23 protein-coding genes are annotated in these 24065 nt (G+C 36.0%); 6 read left to right on the top strand and 17 right to left on the bottom strand.

The genetic code is table 11. The features are described from left to right. Positions 1-2 precede the first annotated feature (2 nt). Both J3U57_RS08170 and gss read right to left on the bottom strand, forming a co-directional pair. Positions 3-1544, bottom strand: coding sequence for an SrfA family protein (locus tag J3U57_RS08170; RefSeq protein ID WP_267333892.1), 1542 nt, complete (start codon positions 1542-1544; stop codon positions 3-5). A gap of 258 nt (positions 1545-1802) precedes the next feature. Continuing rightward, on the bottom strand, positions 1803-3677 hold the full coding sequence (gene gss, locus J3U57_RS08175; protein WP_267344419.1) for a bifunctional glutathionylspermidine amidase/synthase: 1875 nt from the start codon (positions 3675-3677) through the stop codon (positions 1803-1805). 195 nt (positions 3678-3872) lie between these two features. Between gss and ybeD the strand changes: the two genes are divergently transcribed. Then, on the top strand, positions 3873-4142 hold the full coding sequence (gene ybeD, locus J3U57_RS08180) for a DUF493 family protein YbeD (RefSeq protein WP_065634508.1): 270 nt from the start codon (positions 3873-3875) through the stop codon (positions 4140-4142). A 74-nt stretch (positions 4143-4216) separates the two neighbouring features. Beyond that, complete coding sequence (locus J3U57_RS08185) at positions 4217-5494, top strand: bifunctional O-acetylhomoserine aminocarboxypropyltransferase/cysteine synthase (protein ID WP_267344418.1); 1278 nt, start codon at positions 4217-4219, stop codon at positions 5492-5494. Positions 5495-5547: 53 nt separating this feature from the next. Here J3U57_RS08185 and adk read toward each other — a convergent pair whose 3' ends face one another. The 11 genes from adk to putP form a co-directional block, all read right to left on the bottom strand. Continuing rightward, positions 5548-6192: an adenylate kinase gene (adk, locus tag J3U57_RS08190; protein ID WP_267333895.1), complete on the bottom strand. Its 645-nt coding sequence runs from the start codon at positions 6190-6192 to the stop codon at positions 5548-5550. 39 nt (positions 6193-6231) lie between these two features. Continuing rightward, a complete protein-coding gene (locus tag J3U57_RS08195; RefSeq protein WP_267333896.1) occupies positions 6232-6480 on the bottom strand; it encodes a zinc-ribbon domain-containing protein in 249 nt (82 codons plus the stop codon). 3 nt (positions 6481-6483) lie between these two features. Next, complete coding sequence (der, locus tag J3U57_RS08200) at positions 6484-7950, bottom strand: ribosome biogenesis GTPase Der (protein ID WP_267344417.1); 1467 nt, start codon at positions 7948-7950, stop codon at positions 6484-6486. A 15-nt stretch (positions 7951-7965) separates the two neighbouring features. Then, the gene (bamB, locus tag J3U57_RS08205; RefSeq protein ID WP_267333898.1) at positions 7966-9138 is read right to left on the bottom strand and encodes an outer membrane protein assembly factor BamB; all 1173 of its coding nucleotides are present in this window, start codon (positions 9136-9138) and stop codon (positions 7966-7968) included. 26 nt (positions 9139-9164) lie between these two features. Then, positions 9165-9881 (bottom strand): YfgM family protein, encoded by a 717-nt coding sequence (locus J3U57_RS08210; RefSeq protein ID WP_267333899.1) that lies wholly within the window; start codon positions 9879-9881, stop codon positions 9165-9167. A gap of 18 nt (positions 9882-9899) precedes the next feature. Further along, positions 9900-11177 carry a histidine--tRNA ligase gene (gene hisS / locus J3U57_RS08215; protein WP_267333900.1) on the bottom strand — a complete coding sequence of 426 codons (1278 nt, stop codon included), beginning with the start codon at positions 11175-11177 and terminating at the stop codon, positions 9900-9902. Between the two features lie 24 nt (positions 11178-11201). Continuing rightward, on the bottom strand, positions 11202-12311 hold the full coding sequence (gene ispG / locus J3U57_RS08220) for a flavodoxin-dependent (E)-4-hydroxy-3-methylbut-2-enyl-diphosphate synthase (protein ID WP_065634500.1): 1110 nt from the start codon (positions 12309-12311) through the stop codon (positions 11202-11204). 86 nt (positions 12312-12397) lie between these two features. Then, a complete protein-coding gene (locus tag J3U57_RS08225; RefSeq protein WP_065634499.1) occupies positions 12398-12832 on the bottom strand; it encodes a helix-turn-helix domain-containing protein in 435 nt (144 codons plus the stop codon). A gap of 58 nt (positions 12833-12890) precedes the next feature. Further along, a complete protein-coding gene (gene pdxY / locus J3U57_RS08230; protein ID WP_267333902.1) occupies positions 12891-13757 on the bottom strand; it encodes a pyridoxal kinase PdxY in 867 nt (288 codons plus the stop codon). A 4-nt stretch (positions 13758-13761) separates the two neighbouring features. Next, a complete protein-coding gene (tyrS, locus tag J3U57_RS08235; protein ID WP_267344416.1) occupies positions 13762-15033 on the bottom strand; it encodes a tyrosine--tRNA ligase in 1272 nt (423 codons plus the stop codon). 53 nt (positions 15034-15086) lie between these two features. Beyond that, positions 15087-16580 carry a sodium/proline symporter PutP gene (gene putP, locus J3U57_RS08240; RefSeq protein WP_416379671.1) on the bottom strand — a complete coding sequence of 498 codons (1494 nt, stop codon included), beginning with the start codon at positions 16578-16580 and terminating at the stop codon, positions 15087-15089. 255 nt (positions 16581-16835) lie between these two features. On the opposite strand from putP, the gene nth reads away from it, so the two are divergent. Together nth and smrB are read left to right on the top strand one after the other, a co-directional pair. Next, on the top strand, positions 16836-17474 hold the full coding sequence (gene nth / locus J3U57_RS08245; RefSeq protein WP_065634495.1) for an endonuclease III: 639 nt from the start codon (positions 16836-16838) through the stop codon (positions 17472-17474). Positions 17475-17480: 6 nt separating this feature from the next. After that, the gene (gene smrB, locus J3U57_RS08250; RefSeq protein WP_267333904.1) at positions 17481-18011 is read left to right on the top strand and encodes an endonuclease SmrB; all 531 of its coding nucleotides are present in this window, start codon (positions 17481-17483) and stop codon (positions 18009-18011) included. Between the two features lie 642 nt (positions 18012-18653). Here the strand turns inward: smrB and cgtA are convergent. From cgtA to rplU, 4 genes are all read right to left on the bottom strand, one after another. Then, entirely contained in the window at positions 18654-19820 is a 1167-nt protein-coding gene (cgtA, locus tag J3U57_RS08255; protein ID WP_267344414.1) for an Obg family GTPase CgtA, read from the bottom strand. Further along, on the bottom strand, positions 19817-20785 hold the full coding sequence (locus J3U57_RS08260; RefSeq protein WP_267333906.1) for a DMT family transporter: 969 nt from the start codon (positions 20783-20785) through the stop codon (positions 19817-19819). The genes cgtA and J3U57_RS08260 overlap by 4 nt, the downstream gene beginning before the upstream one ends. A gap of 87 nt (positions 20786-20872) precedes the next feature. Further along, positions 20873-21133 (bottom strand): 50S ribosomal protein L27, encoded by a 261-nt coding sequence (rpmA, locus tag J3U57_RS08265; RefSeq protein WP_034915250.1) that lies wholly within the window; start codon positions 21131-21133, stop codon positions 20873-20875. 15 nt (positions 21134-21148) lie between these two features. Then, the gene (gene rplU / locus J3U57_RS08270) at positions 21149-21457 is read right to left on the bottom strand and encodes a 50S ribosomal protein L21 (RefSeq protein WP_025314436.1); all 309 of its coding nucleotides are present in this window, start codon (positions 21455-21457) and stop codon (positions 21149-21151) included. 737 nt (positions 21458-22194) lie between these two features. Between rplU and J3U57_RS08275 the strand changes: the two genes are divergently transcribed. Continuing rightward, positions 22195-23217: a DUF4272 domain-containing protein gene (locus J3U57_RS08275; protein WP_267333907.1), complete on the top strand. Its 1023-nt coding sequence runs from the start codon at positions 22195-22197 to the stop codon at positions 23215-23217. A 307-nt stretch (positions 23218-23524) separates the two neighbouring features. Beyond that, entirely contained in the window at positions 23525-24022 is a 498-nt protein-coding gene (locus tag J3U57_RS08280; protein ID WP_267333908.1) for a MarR family winged helix-turn-helix transcriptional regulator, read from the top strand. Positions 24023-24065: the final 43 nt, after the last annotated feature.

A 24065-nucleotide genomic window follows, 5' to 3' on the forward strand; every position in this document is an offset into this window, starting at 1 on the left:
CCTTATTGTTTTTTCATAGTAATTGGGAATGTTTTCCCGTTATCATAAACCCCTTGGCAATCAGCTTGATTGTTTTTACCAGGCGTACATTGAATTTTTGGTAATTGATATTTACTATTGTCACTACATATTGCTTCAGTATTGCTGGCAATATTTAAATTCGACTTGTTAATACCGCTCTCTACTTTACCTACACACTTAACACCATCACTACGTGTTACGGTAACTTGACCATTACCTTCATTAAAGTCATAACTCAATTGTAATGGTTTGCCTGTAGCTTTATCTTGAATACCGCCTCCAACAGACCATTGACCATCTAAAAATTTAGTTGATCCTTGTTTAAGTTGATCTTGAGATAAAGCTAAATTATTAGTTTGATCTGGGTTAGTTCCTGTGCCTGTTTGCTTACCATCATCTAAATCGGGAGGAATTGATCCTTTGCTATTTTCATCTTTTTTATCAGGTTCATTAGTCGGCGACTTATCATCGTTATTATTTTGATTATCAACTTTATCTTTTTCTGAATGATTAACCTGCTCATCTTTATTTAACGTGTCTGAGTTTTGGTTAAGACTATTATCATCTTTAACATCATTAGGTAATGTAGCGGAATCAACAGGATTAACGGTGTTAGCTACAACATCACCATTCACTCGGGTACCATTGGCATCAATAATATCATGACCGTTGGTTGTTACTCCGTTAACCACTTTAATGTTTCTATCGATTACTTTATCAGTAGGTTCAGGATCTTTTTTATCTTGTTCCAGCTTTTCATCGGTAACAGTAGAAGAAGAAACATGATTATCTCTACCTAAATCAGCATTAATCGATACTACAGGGGATTGCCAACAGCCTCGAAGCCAAAAAATCGCCAATAAAAGTAATAATAGAGGCAGTAATGCAAGTAACCAGAGCCACCAGCGTTTCCACCATGGTTTGTTAATAGTGGCCGGCTCAGTAAATGTATGAGTGGCTGATGGAGTTGGTTGTTTGAATGATTCTAAACAATAAAATGGTGAATTGACTTGCGCAGTTTGCGGATAAACAAATCCCCAAAAAGTAATAACAGGTTTACCGTTAACAATATAGACAAATTGATTACTTGGAAATCGAATTGCCATCAAATTGGGTTCTAGGTCATCACTCTTATTGTTGGGATCATAAATCAAGCGACTAAAAAGCAGTTGATCGCCTTCTAAATTAGGGTTGCTTGCTAACTGTTTACCAAAATTCAATACTTTGTGTTCAAACTCTTTGAGTAAAATCAAAGCTGATTCTTGCTCTGATTCGCTCGCTGATGTCCAAGGTACAATATCATATTGCCCATCAGGTTGATCTGATTCAAAAGGAATGTACCAATCAATAATATTACCTTGATCATTACGTTGTGGTATAGCTAAACAATCGGCATATTGTTTACCTAATTTAATTCTAAACATTTCACGGATTTGCGCCGCAACAAGATAAGCGGCTTTTCCATCATGCCCAAGCATTTTGAAATCTTTAATATCACCACTTCGAAGTAATGTATTTACCATATATTCCTTTTTATCCCATTATTTTAATTATATTTATGTAACTCAATCAATTTCAACAAAAACCTAATTATAAACATAACCACACTACATGATAGTGTAAGTTTTTCATCGAATTTTTTTAGTCGACTAGGGTTAGTCAATAACAATGAGAACTTATTAAAAATAAGTTAATCAAGTGATAGTCATTTACCTATCTAAAATATGTCTATTCTTGTTACATCTGGTATAACTATAACCTGAAAATTCTTTACAAAGAAATTATTTCATAAATTGCTCATCAGTTAATACACGTAGTGGTTGCATATCACTTTCACCTTTTATCACCAAAGTGGGATCTGAACGTAAACACGCGCCACCATAATGACCTCCAACAGTGAAAGTACAAACTTGTAAATATCGATCATCGACCTTAGGTAAACACCAAAGCTCTTGGTAAATATTTTCTTGCTTAGCAAATTGACCAACCGTTTTGCCTAGTGTTTGTTCTTGACTACTGACTAATTCAATATCACTACCGCGTCGACCGGCAATAGGTTTAATGGCATACCCTTTTTTGATAAGATCTGCATTAAGTTCAAACGTTGATTCTAATAAATAACGATGATTAGGAAACAATGACCATAGCACCGGTAAAATCGCTTTATTACTTGGTATTACTGTCCATAAAGGCTCAAAAACCGAGACTTCAGGTCTTAAAAGCACGTCAATTAATCGGACCGCATTTTCAGGATGCCAAGTACGAATCGGTAAGCCAGCAACTTGCGCCTCACTTTCTTGTCGCAGCTGCTCTAATACTGTTTCCCATGCCCATGTTTTCCATACACAAGTGACCTGCCTGTTTTCATCATCAACTAATTGCCCTTGCTTATCCCATTTTAAACCAGTTAAGCCACGTAATATTTTGCTTTTAAAACCAGCTAAAGTCAGAGCTTTTTGCATAAACAAAGCGTGATAATTTTCCTCACTATCATTGTCTTGCATGATGTGTACAAAAGCTTGAGCATCACTATGCTTCCAACAGTTAGCAAGCGAATTGAGTAACCCTGCACTTGGATTAGTACCAATATTGAGTTCAGCTTGTACCGCCCATTTTTCCAAAATTTGCCCTGCTTCTGTATGACAAGATGCAGAATCTGCATTGTATTCATAGACTTTTAAACCGCGCTCATCCATACAAAAATCTAAACGACCTGTTATCATTTGATAGCGGCGTTGTTGCCATGAAAGCCTTAATCTTGGCCAAAGTATTTCTGGAATATTAAAATTATTTAATAAATGATCGTCTTTTAGCACTTTATCCGTTGCATGCAAATACATCAAATGTAATTCATTCGTCGCACGGATTAATTCTTGTTCAGCACTTTCTGAAATAGTGAAGTAACGATAATGATCATCATGACTAATTGCATGACCTGCGGCTAACACATAGGTGCTTTCTAAAGGATCTGACTCATCAAGCCATTTTTTTTCAAATTGTTCTTTATTCGTTATATGAGCACTATGAATTTGTAGTAAGGGTTTTGCTACTTCAGGTTGCGATAAACTATGTTCAGTTTTATCTGTTTGAATCATCCAACCTAAAATTTTCGTATCATCAAAGGTATCGTGTAATAAATAACCTTCATTTGTTACTGTCATCTTAAGTTCACGCGTCCATTGTTGACCAATAGGTAAACGCGTATGTATCACATTTTGTTCAGCTATTCTAATTTTGTCATCAAATACTTCAGTAATAACTGCAACATGCCCCGTTCTATCAAATACGCCACCATCATCCCAGATTAATAATGAGCCTGCTTCGGGTATTTTTTTACTACCATTAGCAAAAGCTTGTAAAGGTAAAATAGCTTCATTAACTACTTGCCTTAAAAAGCGTAGTGAAAATATTTCGTGAGCCATACCAACATCAGTGAAAACAATCCCATAATTCAAAAACAAAAAGCGCCTTGCAAATTCGACACATTGCCACTTATAGCCCATATATTCGTATCCTGAATAACTACGAAAGGATGCATCATCAGGGTATTGTTCGGAATCTAATGTTTCATAATCTGAAGAATAAATGGCAACGCCGCCCGGTGCATAACCTAATAATGTGCCAAAGGGTTCTTTATTGTTGGACTGAGATAACATGCTGTATGGCCTTATGATTGATAGTTAAGATATGTTTTATAAGTCATAATAGAATTTTATTATCATAGATCAAATTAGAGCCTTTAAAAAGCGATGTTTATTTTTTGTTACTTGAAGAATCATAAAATGCCTATATATAGGAAAAAGTAGATTACACTAGTAATTAAAAATACCGATTAACTGAGAAATCAAATTATGCAACAGAAAACAAAATTAAATGAATTATTAGAATTTCCATGCTCTTTCACGTATAAAGTAATGGGAGAAGCAAAACCTGAATTAGTTGACAAAGTGGTGACAGTCATTCAAAAACATGCACCGGGTGATTATACACCTTCAGTTAAACCAAGTAGCAAAGGTAATTATCATTCGGTTTCAATTACAATTAATGCAACGCACATTGATCAAATTGAGAATCTATATAAAGAGTTAGGTGATATTGATATCGTAAGAATGGTATTATAACACTTTACCTTTTCAGGATTTTTTGCGCAAAATAGAGCCTTGTTGTTATATTATTATAATTATGAGGCTCTAACATGAAACCAGAAACAATTGCTCTACACACAGGCTATAGTCCAGAACCAACCACCCATGCTGTTGCTGTCCCCATTTATCAAACAACATCATATGCTTTTGATGATACTCAACATGGCGCTGATCTTTTTGATTTAAAAGTCGCTGGCAATATTTACACACGTATTACTAACCCAACCAATGCTGTACTGGAAGCGCGCATAGCTGCTCTCGAAGGAGGAATAGGTGCATTGGCTGTCGCCTCAGGTATGGCCGCAATTACTTATGCAATTCAAGCTATTACATTTGCCGGTGAAAATATTGTTTCGGTTTCCAAATTATATGGCGGAACGTATAATTTATTTGCTCACACACTACCTAACTTCGGCATTACAACCAAGTTTGCACCGCATGATAACCTTCAAGCTATCGAACAACAAATTGATGATAAAACCAAAGCGTTATATTGTGAAAGTATTGGTAATCCAGCCGGAAATATTGTTGATTTATCGGCACTTGCAGAGATCGCTCATCGGCATGGCATTCCTTTAATTGTCGATAACACTGTAGCAAGTCCAGCACTTTGTCGTCCTTTTGAGTTTGGTGCCGACATTGTAGTGCATTCATTAACTAAATATATTGGCGGTCACGGCAATAGTTTAGGTGGCATGATTGTCGATTCCGGTAAATTTCCATGGAAAAAATATCCGGAAAAATATCCAATGTTAAATCAACCCGATCCCTCTTATCATGGTGTTTCATATACTGAAACTTTTGGCGATGCTGCTTATATTGCGCGCTGTCGAGTTATTCCATTGCGTAATATGGGAGCGGCACTTTCACCATTTAATACTTTTTTATTACTGCAAGGGCTTGAAACATTATCTTTACGTATTGAACGTCACTGTCAAAACACCTTAAAAGTCGCTAGATATTTAGCATCTCATCCACAAGTAAGTTGGGTTAACTATGCCGGTCTTGATACTCACCCTGAGCATTACTTAGCGGTTAAACAGATGGATAAGGGGTTGCCGGCTGGAATTTTATCTTTTGGTATAAAAGGCGGCATACAAGCTGGGGCTAAGTTTATTGATGCTTTAAAGCTAATTCTGCGTTTAGTTAATATTGGTGATACACGTTCACTTGCTTGTCATCCAGCGTCAACAACTCATCGTCAACTTAATGATGAAGAATTACAAAAAGCCGGAGTAAGTCAAGAAATGGTGAGATTATCTATCGGAATAGAACATATCGATGATATTATTGCCGATTTAGAACAAGCGCTTAACGCTGCAAAATAATGTCAAAAAGAGCAAGATAAAATTAACTTCTTGCTCTTTTAGTTAACTCGTAATTATCCTAAAATTTTAGCTAACTCTTTAGTGACCTCTGCCACAGGTTGCGTTCCATCAATACGGAAATATTGCGTATGACCTTGTTTAGCTTCATGCTGATAATAACTCACTAAAGGTTTAGTTAATTGATGATATTCAACAAGACGTTTACGCACGATATCTTCGTGATCATCTTTACGAATAGTTAATGGTTCACCAGTAACATCGTCAATATTCTCAACTTTTGGTGGATTATGGCGAACATGATAAACCCGTCCTGACGGTGCATGAATTCGTCTGCCACTCATACGGTCAATGATTACTGAATCAGGAACATCGAACTCAAGCACATAATCTATGTCAATATCTGCCGCTTTCATTGCATCAGCTTGCGGTACTGTGCGAGGGAAACCATCTAGTAAAAAACCATTAGCACAATCACTTTGCGCAATACGCTCTTTAACTAACGCAATCACCAGCTCATCAGTAACAAGCTTACCGGCATCCATTAGTTCTTTAGCCTGCAAACCAAGTGGACTACCCGATTTAACTGCTGCACGTAACATATCCCCTGTTGAAATTTGGGGAATACCATATTTTTGCATAATAAATTGTGCTTGAGTGCCTTTTCCAGCGCCTGGCGCACCTAATAAAATAATTCGCATAAAATAACCTCTTATGACTCTAATATAGATAAAGTCTTTTTACTCTGGTAAATAGTGAAATATCACCTTACTGCTAGCAATTAAACCATCAGTATGACAAATATAATTAATTGCACCACAACCTTTAATCATTTGAGCATTTTGCTGACAAATGGGACAAATGTATTGTTCAAGGTAGTGCTGCTTACAATGAGAACAGACATAGTGTTGAGGTGAAACAACTTGCATTTTACAATGGCATTTAGGACAAAAACCCTCTTTACCATCTATACTAACTTGCTCTGACATAAACTACTTTCGCCCCCTAACATGTTTCATCAATCGACGGCGTTTACGTTGTTGAGATGCGGTTAAACTATTTTTTCTGCCTTCAAATGGATTAGCACCTTCTTTAAACTGAATACGAATAGGTGATCCCATAATTTTCAATGAGCGTCTAAAATAATTCATCAAGTAGCGCTTATATGAATCAGGTAACTCTTCAACTTGATTACCATGAATCACAACGATCGGTGGATTATATCCTCCCGCATGAGCATATTTTAATTTAACTCTGCGCCCTTTAACTAAAGGTGGTTGATGATCATCTTGAGCCATCTGCATAATTTTAGTTAATAATGCAGTGTTAACTCGTCGTGTTGCACAATCATAGGCTTCTTGAATTGAATCAAACAAGTTGCCAACACCACTGCCATGGAGAGCAGAAATAAAATGAACACGTGCAAAATCGATAAAATCCAGTCTATCATCTAGCGTAGTTTTCACTTGTTCTTTAATATCTTGCGATAAGCCATCCCATTTATTCACCGCAATAACAAGTGAGCGCCCACTATTAATAATAAAGCCAAGGAGTGATAAATCCTGATCAGATATACCCTCTCTAGCATCAATGACTAAAATCACAACATTGGCATCTTCAATAGCTTGTAGTGTTTTAATAACAGAAAATTTTTCAACGGTTTCTGTCACCTTGCCACGCTTACGAACACCAGCAGTATCTATCACAACATATTCGCGCTCATCACGGGTCATAGGGATATAAATACTATCACGAGTGGTGCCGGGCATGTCATACACGACAACGCGCTCTTCACCTAGAATACGATTTGTTAGTGTTGACTTACCAACATTTGGACGACCAACAATAGCTACTTTAATTGGCTGATTAATCAATGATTCGGTTTCATCACCTAAATCATCGTATGATTCAGGTAAATCATCTAGTTCATTGTGAACACTAACTTCAGTTGCTTCTTCTGATTCAAATTGAAAAATTGGATCTAAGACAGTTTCGATTAATGAGGTTACGCCACGACCATGACTAGCCGCGACGGGGTGAATTTCACCTAATCCTAAGCCATAAAAGTCAGAAACAGCAGTATCGACATCAATACCATCAATTTTGTTAGCAACTAAAAAAGTCGCTTTTTGACGTGAGCGTAAATGCTTGGCAATAGCATGATCAGCAGGCATAACACCCGATCTAGCATCGACCAGAAAAAGCACAATATCGGCTTCTTCAATTGCTTGTAGGGATTGTTCAGCCATAAAGCTTTCAACCCCTTCTTCTGTGCCATCGATACCGCCGGTATCAATCACGATATATTCATGACCTTTGATCTCAGCTCGGCCATATTTACGATCACGAGTTAATCCTGGAAAATCAGCGACTAAGGCGTCTCGAGTCCGAGTTAAGCGATTAAATAAAGTCGACTTTCCAACATTCGGACGACCAACTAGTGCTACTACAGGTATCATGTTTATCTAATTACCTTAATTTTTTGTAAATGCGTAAATATCACCATTTTTTGCTTGGACAATTAATTTATTGTCCACAACTAATGGTCGGGAGATTAATCCACTACTACTTACTTGTGTTTTAGCAACAATTTCACCATTGTCTTTATTTAGCCAATACAAATAACCCTCAAAATCACCCACAACAATATAATTTTGATACACAACAGGATCGGTTAATTGACGATGTAAAAGACTGGATTGAGTCCAATCGACAGCCCCACCATTTTTAGTGATAGCTTGGATATTGTCATCTTGATCAACAACAAATAGTTGATGAGAATCAACTGCAAAACTGTGCGTTGAGCCAATTTGTTTTTTCCATACAACTTGACCATTACTTAAATCTAATGCAGCAACATTACCATTATACCCTACAGCATAAACAAGATTGCCTTCAACAACTGGTGTGGAATCAACATCGTTCAATTTTGCAATTTCAGTTGAACCTGTTGGCTGCGAAATACGCTGCTGCCAAATAAGTTGTCCATCTTTAATAAAGTAAGCATCAACACGTCCATTATCATCACCGACAATTGCAGCACCATGAGCTATAGTTGGTGTTGAATTCCCCCTTAAAGATAAAGCAGGAACATCAAAAGACACATCCCATAATTCATCGCCAGTGTTACGATTAAGTCCTTGTAGTACACCGTTAGCAGTATGTATGATTAATTTATCTTCTGAAGATACAGGGCGCGCTAAGACTTCACCTTTCACAGGTTTTTCCCAGACCACTTTACCACTATTGCGTTCTAAAGCATAAACAACTGCTCGTTCACTGCCTACATATACATAATTATCATCTGCACTTACGCCACCAGAAAATAAAGCTGTTTTACTGCTAAATAAGGTACTTTGTGATAAATTGATATCCCAAATCGTATTACCGCTTGATAAATCAAGGGCTTTTACCTGACCACTACGACTCGCTACATAAATAGCATTATCATAATTGATCGGCCCTAATAAAGAGTAAATTTGCGTATTACCTGATGTACTATTTCGCCAAATTTGTTGAATAGGAAATTGATTGTTGACTGTCGGTGATGGTGAAATTTGAACCACATCTTCTTCACCACCAAATAACGAGCATCCAGCAAGTGAGAACATTAAAACACCGGTAAAAAAACATTTTGATAACTTCATTTTAAAGACCCTTATAGCAGGATAAATTAATTTTTATTTTGTTCTGTTGTTGCTTGTTGTGTCTGAGCTTTCTGCTCAGTTTTAGCTTGTTCTTCTTGTTCAACTTGTTGTTTAGCTTTTAAATATTCAGCTTGATTTAACTTCATTTTGATATTTGTTTCTAACTCTTTAGTTGGTCCCGAAGTTAAAGCGAGATTATATGCATCAACTGCATCACTGTAACGCTCTAATTTGACTAATATATCACCACGCAGATCGTTAACAATTGGCGCCCAACTTTTTTCAGTGATATTCGTTAACGAATTTAAGCTATCTTGATATTGACCTTGCTGATTTTGTAAGCGAGCAATACGAACATAAATGAGCGATTTTATCGGTTCTGCATCAGTCTTTTTCAGCGAATCAGTTAGCAATGTTTGCGCGCCAGCATAATCTTTTAATACATCAACATAAAACTTAGCTGCACGTAAATTAGCAAACACACTATAAACAGTATCATTATCTTTAGCAAAGGCAACTAATTCATTGACAGAATCGGATTTTGTCTCATCTAACTTTTTAATTAATTGCTCATATCGATCTGATGATTCTATCGATTGATTCACTTTATAAGATTGCCAGTAACGCCATCCATAAAAGCCTAATAATCCAATTACGATAACTGCTACAATAATTTTCCATGTCTTAGCAAGAAATTCTTTTATCATCGAAAATTGTTCTTCACTCGTTAATTGATGACTCACTTTTTTCTCCTATTTTCCTTATTCTATTGCTAAACAAGTTTGAACAATGTTGGCCTTTGCAACTTCAATTTGTTCACCTGTTTTCAAATTTTTAATCGTAACTGTTTGGTTTGCAATTTCATTTTCGCCAATAATGACGGCTATTTTAGCACCTAATTTATCTGCTTTCGCAAATTGTTTCTTAAAATTACTTGATCCATAATTAGTCACAATTCGTTTGTTAGGTAATCCATCGCGTAATTGTTCTGCAATACATTGTGCCGCTGAAATCGTTTTTTCATCGCCTGATGAAATCATATAGATATCAATCGCGTTTTCTTGCGTAAATGATGGATTTACCGCCTGAACTAATAATACTAAACGTTCAAGCCCCATCGCAAATCCTACTGCTGGCGTAGGTTGCCCACCGAGTTGGCTAACCAGTCCATCATAACGACCGCCACCACAAACAGTCCCTTGCGCACCTAAACTACTTGTTACCCATTCAAAAACAGTACGATTATAGTAATCTAAGCCGCGAACTAATCTTTGATTAATATTGTATTTTATTCCTGCATTATCTAACAATCGACATAAGCCTTCAAAATGCTGCTTAGAATCGTCATCTAAATAATCAAATAATTTTGGCGCTTGGTTAAGCAACTCTTGTACTACTGGATTTTTTGAATCAAGGACTCTTAGTGGATTAGTATACATTCTACGTAAACAGTCTTCATCCAATTTATCTTTATGTTGCTCAAGAAAGTCAACTAAAGCTTTTCGATAATTCGCTCTTGCCTCAAGTGAACCGATTGAATTTAATTCTAAAGAAGTATGTTTTTCAATACCTAAGGCTTTCCAAAAGCGTGCAGTTAACAATATCAGTTCAGCGTCAATATTGGGACCTTCAAGTCCAAATACTTCAACACCAAATTGATGAAATTGACGATATCGTCCTTTTTGCGGTTTTTCATAGCGAAAAGCAGGACCTAAATACCAAAGGCGCTGTTCTTGGTTATAAAACAGCCCATGCTCAATACCTGCACGTACACAACCAGCCGTTATTTCTGGACGTAAGGTAATACTTTCATCATTACGATCGTTGAAAGTATACATCTCTTTTTCAACAATATCAGTTACTTCACCTACGGCTCTTTTGAAGAGTGCTGTATCTTCAACAATGGGGGTTCTTATTTCATTATAGCCATAGCTATTTAAAACACCTTTGACAATTTTTTCTATCTGTTGCCAACTTGCACTATCTGCTGGGAGTAAATCATTCATTCCCCGTATTGATTGGATTTTTTTCTCTGCCATTCGTTTATTCGCTATTAAATAAAATTATAATTCAGTTGCTACAATTCGGTTTTTCAAAATCGAGGCTTTGGCTCGAATTTTGGATTCTAATTCATCAATCATTTTTTCGTTATCAATTCGACCTATACGCACACCATCTTCATAAAAGCCACTTTTATTATGTCCACCAGCAACGCCCATTGTCGACGCAAGTGCCTCACCAGGGCCATTGACAACACATCCAATAATAGAGACATCCATTGGAGTAATAATATCTTCTAATCGTTGCTCTAATATATTTACAGTGTTAATTACATCAAACTCTTGTCTTGAACAGGTAGGGCATGCAATAAAATTGATGCCTCTTGCGCGTATACGTAACGATTTTAAAATATCAAATCCGACTTTAACTTCTTCAGTCGGGTCTGCCGCTAACGATACACGAAGCGTATCACCAATACCTTCAGACAGAAGTAAACCTAACCCTATTGCCGATTTTACCGCACCACTACGCACGCCCCCCGCTTCAGTTATACCTAAATGTAAGGGTTGCTTAATTTGCTTCGCTAATAATCGATAAGCATCTACCGCAGTAAAAACGTCCGATGCTTTAACGCTTACTTTAAATTGTTCAAAACCAAGCCGGTCGAGTATATCCACATGCCGCATCGCCGATTCAACAATTGCTTGAGGTGTCGGTTCGCCATATTTTTCTTGAATATCTTTTTCTAAAGAACCCGAGTTAACACCAATTCTTATCGGAATGTTTTTATCTTTTGCACAATCAACAACCGAGCGAATTCGGGTTTCATTACCAATATTACCGGGATTAATTCTTAAACAATCCACACCATATTCAGCAACTTTTAAAGCAATACGATAGTCAAAATGAATATCAGCTATGAGTGGAACTTTAGCCTGTTGTTTAATATATTTAAACGCTTCAGCTGCATCCATAGTTGGAACTGATACTCGCACAATATCAACACCTACGCGTTCAAGTGCTTGTATTTGAGCAACTGTTTTGGCAACATCAGTTGTACGAGTATTGGTCATCGATTGAACTGCTATAGGCGCACCACCACCTATAGGTACGTTGCCAACATAAATCCTTGTAGATTCTCGTCTAATAATCGGTGAATCTTGATGACTCATAACCTGCCTAATTATATTACAAAATAACTAGCCAGTAATCTTAACAAGATTTAAAGCAAAAGTCTGTATGAGAATAACAAAATTTGCTAACTATTAACATGGTTAGACGTCGAGGGAGAAATATAATGGCTAACTTCAACAAAATTACTTTTATTTGCTTTATTAACACAATATAGAGTGATACCTAATGCACATAAAATGACAAAAATAATCATAAACCAGATTCCTTTTCCGCGTTTACGCTTATAATTACATTGATAATTACTCTTTTGTTGGGAAGGATATTGCTCAGATAGCTGATCAATATAAGGTTGATACTCTTGAGCGGATAAACCAACAAGCTCAGCATAAGAACGAATATACCCTTTAACAAATACGAGGGGGGTTGTAATTATTTGTCCGGTTTCAATATCTTCAATAATCGTTTTGCGGACATGGATTTTATTGGCGATATCATCTTGAGTTAACCCCATTTTTTCCCTTAAATCTGAAAGTTTTTCTCCTAATGATATAGTATCCATTATCCCCTCATTTATTTTGTTAAACGCAATTTAGTTTTATTTTTACATATTTTAATAATTAATCAATTTTTTTTGCACGAAACCAATGAGTTGGTTTTTCAATTTCATTTTGTGCTGCAACTAATTGTAATTCATATTCGTGTTGTTTTAAAGTTTCAAGCATCACTGCATATACCGCAGCAGTGGTATGTTCTAATGCCTCAACAAGCGATTTTCCAAGTAATATATTCGCCAAAAATAATCCACTTGTCATATCACCAACACCAACCGGTTGTTTAACACCAAAATCAACTAATGGACGGCTTATGTGCCAAGCTTCATGTTGTGTAACTAGTAACATTTCAAAATTATCTTTGTTATAGCCTGCTCGACTTAAATGTTTGACTAAAATAACTTTAGGACCTTTATTACAAATTTTTCGGCAAGCAATAACTGCTTCATCAACATTACTAATGTGTTGTTTATCATTTAGCTCTTCTAATTCGAGAATGTTAGGCGCCATCATGTCAGCAACAGATAAAGCGGTATTACATAAAAACTCAGCAACACCGGGCGCAACAACACAACCTTTTTCAGGATGTCCCATCACAGGATCGCAAAAATAAATCGCATTTGGGTTGACCGTTTTGACCTTTTTAACAACCTCAATAATTGCATTGCCTTGTTCTGGCGAACCCATATATCCACTTAAAACTGCATCACACCGCTTTAATTCATGAATTTGATTAATTCCATCAACAATCTCAGTTAAGTGCGATGCTGGCATTACCGTTCCAGTCCATTGTTGATATTGTGTATGATTAGAAAATTGTACGGTATTTAAAGGCCATACATTTACACCAATACGACGCATAGGAAATACAGCCGCACTATTACCAGCATGACCAAATACCACATGTGACTGGATCGATAAAATATTTTTCACTCGATTATCCCCAAATTAACAAACAGTAATATTTTTTACCACGACGCAGTAAAGTATAACGATTAAACAGTTTATCGCTATCAGTAAAACGGTAATCAATTGTTGAGTTACGTTCTCCATTTACCGAAATGGCATTTGATTCTATCATGGTTCTGGCCTGACCTCGAGAAGGTGCAAACTGTGCATTAACGATTGCTTGTTGTAAATCAGCATCACTTTCAATTGATAGTGTTGGCATACCATCTTGCGCTAACTGTTCAAAATCAGCTTGCGATAAATCACTTAATTTTCCTGAAAAAAGACTTTCGGTAATACGTTTCGCGGCAATTAGCCCCTCTTCACCATGCACTAATCGAGTCACTTCTTCTGCCAATACATATTGAGCCCTTGGTGCAACGCCACTATTTTTATCTTCTTCTTCCAGTGCATCAATTTCACTTAATGGCATGAAAGTGAAGAATTTTAAGAAGCGATATACATCAGCATCAGCCGTATTAATCCAAAATTGATAGAATTTATATGGACTAGTCTTTTTCGGATCAAGCCAAACAGCACCACTTTCTGTTTTACCAAATTTAGTTCCGTCAGATTTTGTGATTAATGGCACAGTTAAGCCATATACCTGTTTTTGATGTAAACGGCGGGTTAAATCAATACCTGCGGTAATATTTCCCCATTGATCTGAACCACCAATTTGTAATACGACACTGTGAGATTTATTTAAGCACGCAAAATCATAAGATTGTAATAGACTATAAGAAAACTCAGTAAATGAAATTCCTTGCTCATCGCGGTCAATACGTTGCTTCACTGATTCTTTATTAATCATAGCATTGACTGAAAAATACTTACCAACATCACGTAAAAAAGTGAGCACATTCATACCACTAAACCAATCATAGTTGTTGGCAACAATGGCGGCATTTTCACCACAATTAAAATCTAAAAATGGTGACACTTGTTGTTTAATTTTTTGACTCCATTCAACAACTGTTTCTTCTGTATTGAGTTTACGTTCAACGGCTTTAAAACTCGGGTCACCAATTAAACCCGTTGCGCCACCGACCAAAGCTATCGGTTTATGGCCAGCTAATTGAAAGCGTTTTAAACAAAGTAAAGGAACTAAATGACCAAGATGCAAACTATCGGCAGTAGGATCAAAACCACAATAAAGCGCAATGGGATGTTGTTCTATGAGTTCTACCAGTGCTTTTTCATCAGTAAGCTGAGCAATCAGTCCACGCTCTTGCAGTTGTTTGATCACATTTTTTGTCATGATATTTACCTATTATATTTTGTTACGTTTAGAGTTTACTTTAAATAAAAATTTTATTCTGCTTTATTATGAAAACGTTTATACGCCTGTTTAAAATGGTCTGCCACAACTTCGTTAGGTCTGTTATCGCATAAACTAACAATCACAATGGCAATAGATGCAAATAAAAATCCAGGAATAAGTGAGTAAAGGTTAAACCAATTAAAATTGATCCAAAGCAACACGGTTATTGCACCAATCACCATTCCCGCTAATGCACCATTACGTGTCATTCTTGACCAAAATACAGAAAAAACAATAATTGGTCCAAAAGCTGCGCCAAATCCTGCCCAAGCATGACTAACTAAATCAAGTACACTGTTATTAGGGTTTATTGCTAATAAAATAGCGATAACCGAAACCAATAGCACCATAATACGCCCCACCCAAACAAGTTCGCGCTGTTTAGCGTTTGGTCTTAAAAAGGCACGGTAAAAATCTTCGGTTAAAGCACTTGAGCAAACAAGTAGCTGACAACTTAACGTGCTCATTACTGCAGCTAAGATTGCAGCAAGTAAAATACCAGCAATCCAAGGATTAAACAGTAATTTTGATAGCTCAATAAAAATACGTTCATGCTTACCATTATTAATTAAGTAAGCTAAACCTGGATTATTAGCAAAATAGGCGATTCCAAAAAAACCAACCGTAATGGCACCGACTAAACATAAAATCATCCATGTCATACTAATTCGACGAGCATTTTTCATTACCTCATGTGAATCAGCAGCCATAAACCTTGCTAAAATATGCGGTTGACCAAAATAACCTAATCCCCATCCTAATAAAGAGATAATAGAGATAAAGTCCATATGGGCAAAGATATTTATATAATCGGGATTAAGTGATTCAATATGAACAATAGCATCATTAAAACCACCTGCATTAGCTATAACCATAATTGGGGTTAAAATCAGGGCAAACATCATTAAACTAGCTTGAATCGTATCGGTCCAGCTCACCGCTAAAAAACCCCCAATAAAAGTATAGGCAATAGTCGCACCAGCGCCAGCTAACATTGCCCAACCATAGCTCATACCAAATGTACTTTCGAATAATTTTGCGCCAGCAACGACACCAGAAGCACAATAAATGGTAAAAAAGATCAGAATAATTACTGCCGAAATAATACGAAGTAAAGAGCTCTTATCATCAAATCGTCGAGCAAAATAGTCTGGTAATGTTAAAGAATTATGGTTAATTTCGGTAAAAACACGTAACCTGCCAGCAATGAGTAACCAATTTAGATAAGCACCGATTATCAAACCAATAGCAATCCAACTCTGAGATATACCGAATAAAAAAACGGCACCGGGAAGCCCCATTAACAACCAGCCACTCATATCAGAAGCACCGGCTGAAAGTGCTGTCACAACACTACCGATACGACGCCCACCGAGAATATAATCACCAAAGTTTTGCGTTGCACGAAACGCAAAAAAACCGATCGCAATCATCCCTAAAATGTACACACTAAAGGTGACAATCATTGGTAACGACATTTTTATAAAAAACCTTGTATTATGAAATTGAAATAGTGGGGTAGCTTATCATAAAAAGACGATGCTAAAAAGCAGGCTATTTAGGTATTTGAATCAATAAAAAATCAATAGCAAACCGTTATAAACATTATACTATTGGCTAATAGTCATATAGTATTGCTTATATTTATTTTAAATAACGCAATTTAACTTACCGATAAAGTCCAAATAAAGTATATAATATTAACCCAACATTCCACTATTTTTGATTATAATTAGTTTGTGAAACAATCAACTCGAATTCAGATTCTAGAAAGACTGAAAGAACATATTAAAGATCCTACAACAGAACTAGTATATCAAACACCCTTTGAATTACTTATTGCTGTTGTATTATCTGCTCAAGCAACTGACGTTAGTGTTAATAAAGCAACCAAACCGCTATTTGCTGTTGCTAACACGGCTGAGCAAATATTAGCACTGGGTGTTGATAAGTTGAAAAGTTATATCCGCACCATCGGTTTATATAATAGTAAAGCCGAAAATATCATTAAAACTTGCCAGATATTAGTCAATAAATATCAAGGTCAAGTGCCAGAAAATTTTGATTCATTAATTGAACTGCCAGGAGTTGGCAGGAAAACCGCTAATGTAGTACTTAACACAGCTTTTGGTTGGCCTACAATTGCTGTTGATACCCATATTTTTCGTGTATGTAACCGGACTGGTTTTGCACCCGGTAAAAACGTAGAGCAAGTCGAAGAAAAACTGTTAAAAGTTGTACCTAAAGCGTACAAACTAAACTGCCATCACTGGCTGATTTTACATGGTCGATATACTTGTATTGCTAGAAAACCAAGATGTGGCTCTTGTGTTATTGAAGATTTATGTGAATTTAAAGAAAAAATCTACCCTGAGTGATAATCAATGACAAATAAATATACATTGGATGACGAAGATATAAACTTATTTAAAAGTAGTATTGGTCATACTAAACAATTAAAACAAGATACTGTCATTCATCAACCGCAAAAACGGTCACAAAAAATAATGGAAACACAAAAACTTCAACATGAAAAAGGTCATGCTGAGTTCTATTTTTCTGACACCTATCAACCACTATTACAAGATGACCCAATTCGTTATATACGAGAAAATGCCGATCCATTTGAACTTAAGAAATTACGACGAGGTTTTTACGATCCCGAATTTTTTTTAGATTTGCATGGTTTAACCCAACAAGAGGCAAAAAAGGAAATAGCAGCCCTTATCGCAGCCTGCTTAAAAGAAGGGGCACACTGCGCTTGTATTATGTATGGTCATGGTAAGAATATTTTAAAAAAACAAACACCAATGTGGTTAGCCCAGCATCCGCATATAATCTGTTTTCATCAAGCCCCCAAAGAATTTGGCGGCAGTGCAGCATTATTGATTTTATTTGATATAATTAATCAATAGATATTGCTAATTCTATCCCAACAATTATTTGAATTGAGCATAATGATTGTATATCGTTGATTCAACGCTATTTTTATAAAACTAATAAAACTCATATCCTAAAAAGTCTATAGCCTTGGGTCTAATTAAAAATAGCATTATTCATTATTATATAGAATTTTTTGATCTCTATTTAACGATGTCACAACATTTATAGATGATATTTTTAAATAGTGTATTAGAATTTAATACATTATTGTAAAATTTGGCTTTGTTGGTTAATGGAGTAAATGCAATAGCGCACAATAATAAGTGGCTTATTAGTTATACAAAAAACGGATTTAGCTTAGTGATAAATGAAAAAAGCCAGCTTAGTTAGTGCTAGGCTGGCAAACATTGGAAGCAATGTGAGCAATGTCATACTTTTTCAGAAGTCTTGCGACGCTCTAACAAAGTACAGATTAATGATAATAATTCTCATTACTAAAATCAAGCATTATTTTTGACTTTTTTCAAAAAAAGGGTAAAAAAACTTTCAAACTCAATGGTTTTTAATTTTGACAATAAAGAATATTTAGAAAAAACAGTTAAAAAAGCAGAACATAACCCTGCTTTTTTGTAAGAGATTAAATTTTGTAAAGAATAAAAAATGCATATGAACATCTATTTTTGGTAAATAAATTCGACGCCTTCCTCATCACTTTCATCCCAGTCGTCAAAATCATCATCGTCATCAAAAGCATCGTCCATAGCTTGTTGATGATAATCATCCCACATAAATTCAACTTTTTCTGGTGAGTTTTCTTCTTGTTCAATTTCTCGTGGGTGAGCATTCATATATTCCATCAGATCCCAACACAAAGATTTTACACCTTCATGATTGACCGCAGAAATCAAATAATATTTATCATCCCAATTAAGTGCTTTCGCGATTTCGGCTGCTCGTTTAGCGCTTTCTTCTTCACCTAATACGTCCATTTTATTAAACACTAACCAGCGTGGTTTACTGGCGAGTTTTTCACTATATTGATGGAGTTCTTGAATGATCACTTTTGCATTTTCAACAGGATCAGTACCATCAATCGGTGCAATATCAACTAAATGGACTAATACCCGGCATCGTTCAAGATGTTTTAAAAAGCGAATTCCAAGCCCTGCCCCTTCAGCAGCACCTTCAATCAACCCAGGTATATCAGCAACCACAAAGCTTTGTTCGTTATCCATTCTAACCACACCTAAACTCGGTACTAATGTTGTAAAAGGATAATCTGCAACTTTAGGCTTAGCTGCCGATACTGAACGAATAAACGTTGATTTACCCGCATTAGGTAAACCAAGCATTCCCACATCAGCAAGTAATAATAACTCTAATAAAACATCTCGCTTTTCACCCGGCGTACCATCGGTTTTCTGCCTTGGCGCGCGGTTAACTGACGATTTGAAACGAGCATTTCCCAAGCCATGAAAGCCACCTTTGGCAACTAAGACTTTTTGTTGATGATGAGTTAAATCACCAATTATTTCACCAGTATATTTATCGGTAATTCGTGTTCCAACAGGCACTTTAACGGTAATATCTTTACCACGTTTACCCGTACAATCAGAACCTTGCCCATTTTGTCCGCGCTCTGCGCGATAATTTTTTTCAAACTGAAAATCAACCAAGGTGTTCAAGTTTTCATCGGCAACAAAAAACACATCACCACCATCACCACCATCACCACCATCTGGACCACCTTTAGGTATATACTTTTCCCGACGAAAACCTACACAACCATTGCCACCATCTCCGGCTTCAACTCGAATTGTAGCTTCATCAACAAATTTCATAAATTTTCCTCTTTTTTTCGGTTAATCAGCAAACCTTTTCTTGGTTGCCAAATATGGTGTCCAATTGTTGCAAACATCGCCCCGGCAACAACCGATATTGCGCCAATATAACCTAAAATATTTAAATATTGCATGGCAAACTTTTCTGGCCAAATTAATGCAAATAAATCAGAGAAGATCAATGAAAACAACGGTGTGAGTGTTGTTATAGCACTAACTTGAGCAGCCTGCCAACGCTCCATAGCCATCACTAATGCGCCATAAGCGATAATAGTATTTAAACCACAAAAAATAATGGCAAATAATTGTGTTGCATCAGCATGAGCAATTTTACTTGGCGAAGCAAGTGGCCATAAAAATACAGTACAAATTAGATAAATTAACCAAAGTAATTGTTCTGCGCGCAATTTACGTAATAATACCTTTTGCGCAAGAGCATAACTGGCCCACGAAACAGATGCAAGCAAGCCCAGCCAAACACCAATACCATAAGTAGACATATTAGAAAAAAGGTCAGCAATATTTTTATTAAAAAATAGTACTAAACCAGTTAACAATACCAAAATACCAATAATTTGGGTTGGTCTTAATCTTTCTTTAAAGATAAAAGCACTTGCTATCATAAATATCACAATACCGGTTTGGCCAACAACTTGCGCAGTTGTCGCCGACAGATATTGAACAGCGCTAGCAAATAACGCAAAATTACCGAGCAAACCAAACCCAGCAATCATTAATAAGATAAAACGGCGACGTTTTTTAAACATAATTAAATTAGGAAATTGCTTTTTATAAGCAAGCCATATCGTAATTCCAATCGCAGACATCCCTAGCCGAGACCACGCTAAAGTCAATGGATCAACAACGGCTAATGCATATTTCATTGCAATTGGCACTATGCCCCACATAACTGCCGTTAACATGGCTAATGCAAAACCTAATTTTACATTTTGCTGTTTTATCATAATAGATAATATTATATAAAATTTAAGAAATGAAAAAAGCCCCACAATAACTGTGAGGCTTCTATAATTTTTTTAAACCGTTTCTAATTAGCTGTTAGCAACGACACTAACATACCGACGGTTTTTAGGACCTTTAACTTCGAACTTTACTTGTCCGTCAATTAAAGCAAATAAGGTATGGTCACGACCACAACCTACATTAGTACCTGGGTGAAATTGCGTTCCACGCTGACGAACTAAAATATTACCAGCAAGAACTTCTTGACTACCATAACGTTTAACACCTAAACGTTTACTTTGGGAATCACGACCGTTACGTGATGAACCACCAGCCTTCTTATGTGCCATTGTTCGATACTCCTATTAAGCGATTGCAGTGATCTTCACATCAGTGAACCACTGACGGTGACCTTGTTGTTTACGATAGTGTTTACGACGACGGAATTTAACAATTTTTACCTTGTCACCACGACCGTGTTCAACAATTTCTGCTTTAATTGTTGCACCTTCAACAAACGGAGCACCAACTTTGATGTCTTCACCATTTGCTACCATTAAAACTTTATCGAAAACAACTTCTGCGCCGGTTTCGACTTCAATTTTTTCCAAGCGAACGACTTGTCCTTCGCTAACTCGGTGTTGCTTACCACCACTTTGGAAAACTGCGTACATACTTAACTCCGCAATAAAAAGCAGACGATTACTTGATTTAAAATATATGTCTGCATTGATTAATCTTATAGGGCGTGAATTTTACGCAAAATTTATCCTTGTTGCAAGCTCTGATTTCTAAAAGATCGCAAAAAGTTACAAAAAAGATCAGAGGCATACACTTTTCAACTTAGAATAACGATAAATGATTATTTCTTTTACGATATTTATTATCAAATACTATTGAGTCTTAACGCGGTAAAAATAAAGCTACGCTGTCATGTATCAATTATAACCGCTCTTGGTTTTCAAGTGAAATAGCTTAGTTTCACTTTTTTACTTACTCTAATCAGATAACAAGAATATGCAGTATATTTACCGATAAGCTTAATCCGTGATTAATTAAGCTGAAAACTATCAAATTTTAACCACAATGACATTAAATAAAATACCGTATCATCAATTAGATGATATCAAGATATTCGTTATTAAATTGTCAGTAAAATACGTAAAAAGTAGACATCAAAGGTCTCTAACAAAACTAAATTTTAAAGTCAGAAAAATAATAGCAGGTTGTTTATATTGTAAACAGTAAATTCAATAAAAAAGCCAAGTATGACTTAACCTCGTTGCATAAATAAAATGTTCCCTTTTATTAATTAATATAAATTAATTAATTAGTTGATAAAAAACTTATTTTTATTATGATAAATTTTATACTTCTATATACATGAAATTTAAGATAAGGTCAGTTTAAAATGTCTACATTAATTACTGCTTACTCAACCCTCACCAATCCACCTGCTATTGATTTTCCGTGTAAACTACTTAATCAACTAAGCTTAGAATCATCTGAACTTCCCGATCACCTTGATGATTTTATCGGTTTTGTGATGAACGCAGGAGACGGAGAGATGAATTCTCGTCGTTATGCTTTATATCGTCATATACAAAGAGTACGACATCTGTTTAGTATTGAAATTGACGAAGATAAATTTGATCAGTTCGCCGATTGGGGCTGGCGAGCTAACGTAATTATTTATCTATATGACAATACTATTCGTAACCCTGACGGCGATGTGTTGCAAGATCCTTATGGTAAGTTTGATAAAAATGCCACCATGCCTTATCCTTTAGATGCAAAACAACGTAAAGCAAAAACAGAACAATATTTAAAAGAACTTGGTATAAACGTTCCCACCAGTTTACCGCCTGTCGTTGCTGAATCTGAAGTAGTATTAAGATCGCCTGACGAGATAGCCCATCGAGCTTTAGCTTTGATGATATGTTGCATTCAAGCAGAAGGCTTTTATGAAAACGACCCCATCGATCCTGATGAGTTTAAACAGCGTTGCCCGATCGGTTATGCTGCTCTATCCGATAATGAACGAGCGTTTATCCACAGCAAGCAACCAGAACAAAAAGATGTAATCAATAAGTCTTGGCGATATGAAGCTTTATTAGCTTTACAATGGGCAATTGAGTGGCAATCTCAGTTACCTTTTGCGGATACTGTATGTGATTCATCTGATTTAGTTAATCAAGCAATGAACTATAACCAACAACCAAATCAGTCTGTCAATTTAAGACCAGTGAGTGAAATATTGGATGCTTTAGATTTACATTATCGTTTACATTGGTTAACAAGAGAATACGGGCGTGAGGATAAGGCGCTTCCTGCATCAATTAACGGCGGTGTGATTTACGAACGCCATTACGCATTAAACTGGCTAACCAATTTTGAAAATGCTGATTGGGATGATGTGGATACGCCAACTTGATTTATAAGTGCTATTTAAAACCATAAACCCTCTGAACAAATAGAGGGAATTGCCATCAATCGATACACAAACGAACACAATAATTTAGATTTTAACTGCAAGATGTTTTACTTAAAATCCACATAATCCTAACTAAAGAATTATGTTAAGTGAAGTAAGCACATACTTGCGGTGAGATCTTATCCGTAAAATCTAATTATTTAACAAAACTTGCTAATATTTGACACTAAAAAGCGTGTAAAAAATTAATTGATAATTGTAGTGAAATTTGTATAATTAGCCGACTAAATAAATTGAGTAATGATAATTGAATTACAATTCAAGAATGCTACCATCTCGTGAAACTTTAGCACGAGCGCAAAGATTTAATGATGATGTTGTTGACGTTTCGGGTGTGGATCTAGTATTAAGCTTGATCACCACAGCCGATTTAATTCGAGCAAATATTTATGCACAGTTAACCAAAGATTATGGTGTATCTGAAGGCAAGTTTGCATTATTAATGTCGCTCTATTCTGAAGGCGAAACTAATGCCAGCGATTTAGCATTGCGAATAGGCGTAACACCGGCAACCGTTTCAATTATGGTCAAGCGAATGCTTGCAGCATCAAGCCCTTTAATATCAATGAGCAAAAGTGGAGAAGATGGTCGTACACGTCTGATCGCTTTAACTGATGCTGGCATTAAACTTATTCATAACGCATTACCCAATCATCTCAAAGCTATCCGGGCTTTTGCTCAAGTTTTAGATAGCCAAGAACAAGAATCTTTAATACAGATGTTACGTAAATTATTACGAAAATAAACGACTTTATTACCTTAAAGTCATATTACTTTATCTTAATACT

Origin of the sequence: Gilliamella sp. B3464 (genome assembly GCF_026536145.1) — a bacterium.
GTDB lineage: Bacteria > Pseudomonadota > Gammaproteobacteria > Enterobacterales > Orbaceae > Gilliamella.

What these genes read in the sequence shown, in the direction of transcription:
- J3U57_RS08170 (WP_267333892.1), bottom strand. Translation starts at nt 1,544, where the DNA reads ATGGTAAATACATTACTTCGAAGTGGTGATATTAAAGATTTCAAAATG.
- gss (WP_267344419.1), bottom strand. Translation starts at nt 3,677, where the DNA reads ATGTTATCTCAGTCCAACAATAAAGAACCCTTTGGCACATTATTAGGT.
- ybeD (WP_065634508.1), top strand. Translation starts at nt 3,873, where the DNA reads ATGCAACAGAAAACAAAATTAAATGAATTATTAGAATTTCCATGCTCT.
- J3U57_RS08185 (WP_267344418.1), top strand. Translation starts at nt 4,217, where the DNA reads ATGAAACCAGAAACAATTGCTCTACACACAGGCTATAGTCCAGAACCA.
- adk (WP_267333895.1), bottom strand. Translation starts at nt 6,192, where the DNA reads ATGCGAATTATTTTATTAGGTGCGCCAGGCGCTGGAAAAGGCACTCAA.
- J3U57_RS08195 (WP_267333896.1), bottom strand. Translation starts at nt 6,480, where the DNA reads ATGTCAGAGCAAGTTAGTATAGATGGTAAAGAGGGTTTTTGTCCTAAA.
- der (WP_267344417.1), bottom strand. Translation starts at nt 7,950, where the DNA reads ATGATACCTGTAGTAGCACTAGTTGGTCGTCCGAATGTTGGAAAGTCG.
- bamB (WP_267333898.1), bottom strand. Translation starts at nt 9,138, where the DNA reads ATGAAGTTATCAAAATGTTTTTTTACCGGTGTTTTAATGTTCTCACTT.
- hisS (WP_267333900.1), bottom strand. Translation starts at nt 11,177, where the DNA reads ATGGCAGAGAAAAAAATCCAATCAATACGGGGAATGAATGATTTACTC.
- ispG (WP_065634500.1), bottom strand. Translation starts at nt 12,311, where the DNA reads ATGAGTCATCAAGATTCACCGATTATTAGACGAGAATCTACAAGGATT.
- J3U57_RS08225 (WP_065634499.1), bottom strand. Translation starts at nt 12,832, where the DNA reads ATGGATACTATATCATTAGGAGAAAAACTTTCAGATTTAAGGGAAAAA.
- tyrS (WP_267344416.1), bottom strand. Translation starts at nt 15,033, where the DNA reads ATGACAAAAAATGTGATCAAACAACTGCAAGAGCGTGGACTGATTGCT.
- smrB (WP_267333904.1), top strand. Translation starts at nt 17,481, where the DNA reads ATGACAAATAAATATACATTGGATGACGAAGATATAAACTTATTTAAA.
- cgtA (WP_267344414.1), bottom strand. Translation starts at nt 19,820, where the DNA reads ATGAAATTTGTTGATGAAGCTACAATTCGAGTTGAAGCCGGAGATGGT.
- J3U57_RS08260 (WP_267333906.1), bottom strand. Translation starts at nt 20,785, where the DNA reads ATGATAAAACAGCAAAATGTAAAATTAGGTTTTGCATTAGCCATGTTA.
- rpmA (WP_034915250.1), bottom strand. Translation starts at nt 21,133, where the DNA reads ATGGCACATAAGAAGGCTGGTGGTTCATCACGTAACGGTCGTGATTCC.
- rplU (WP_025314436.1), bottom strand. Translation starts at nt 21,457, where the DNA reads ATGTACGCAGTTTTCCAAAGTGGTGGTAAGCAACACCGAGTTAGCGAA.
- J3U57_RS08275 (WP_267333907.1), top strand. Translation starts at nt 22,195, where the DNA reads ATGTCTACATTAATTACTGCTTACTCAACCCTCACCAATCCACCTGCT.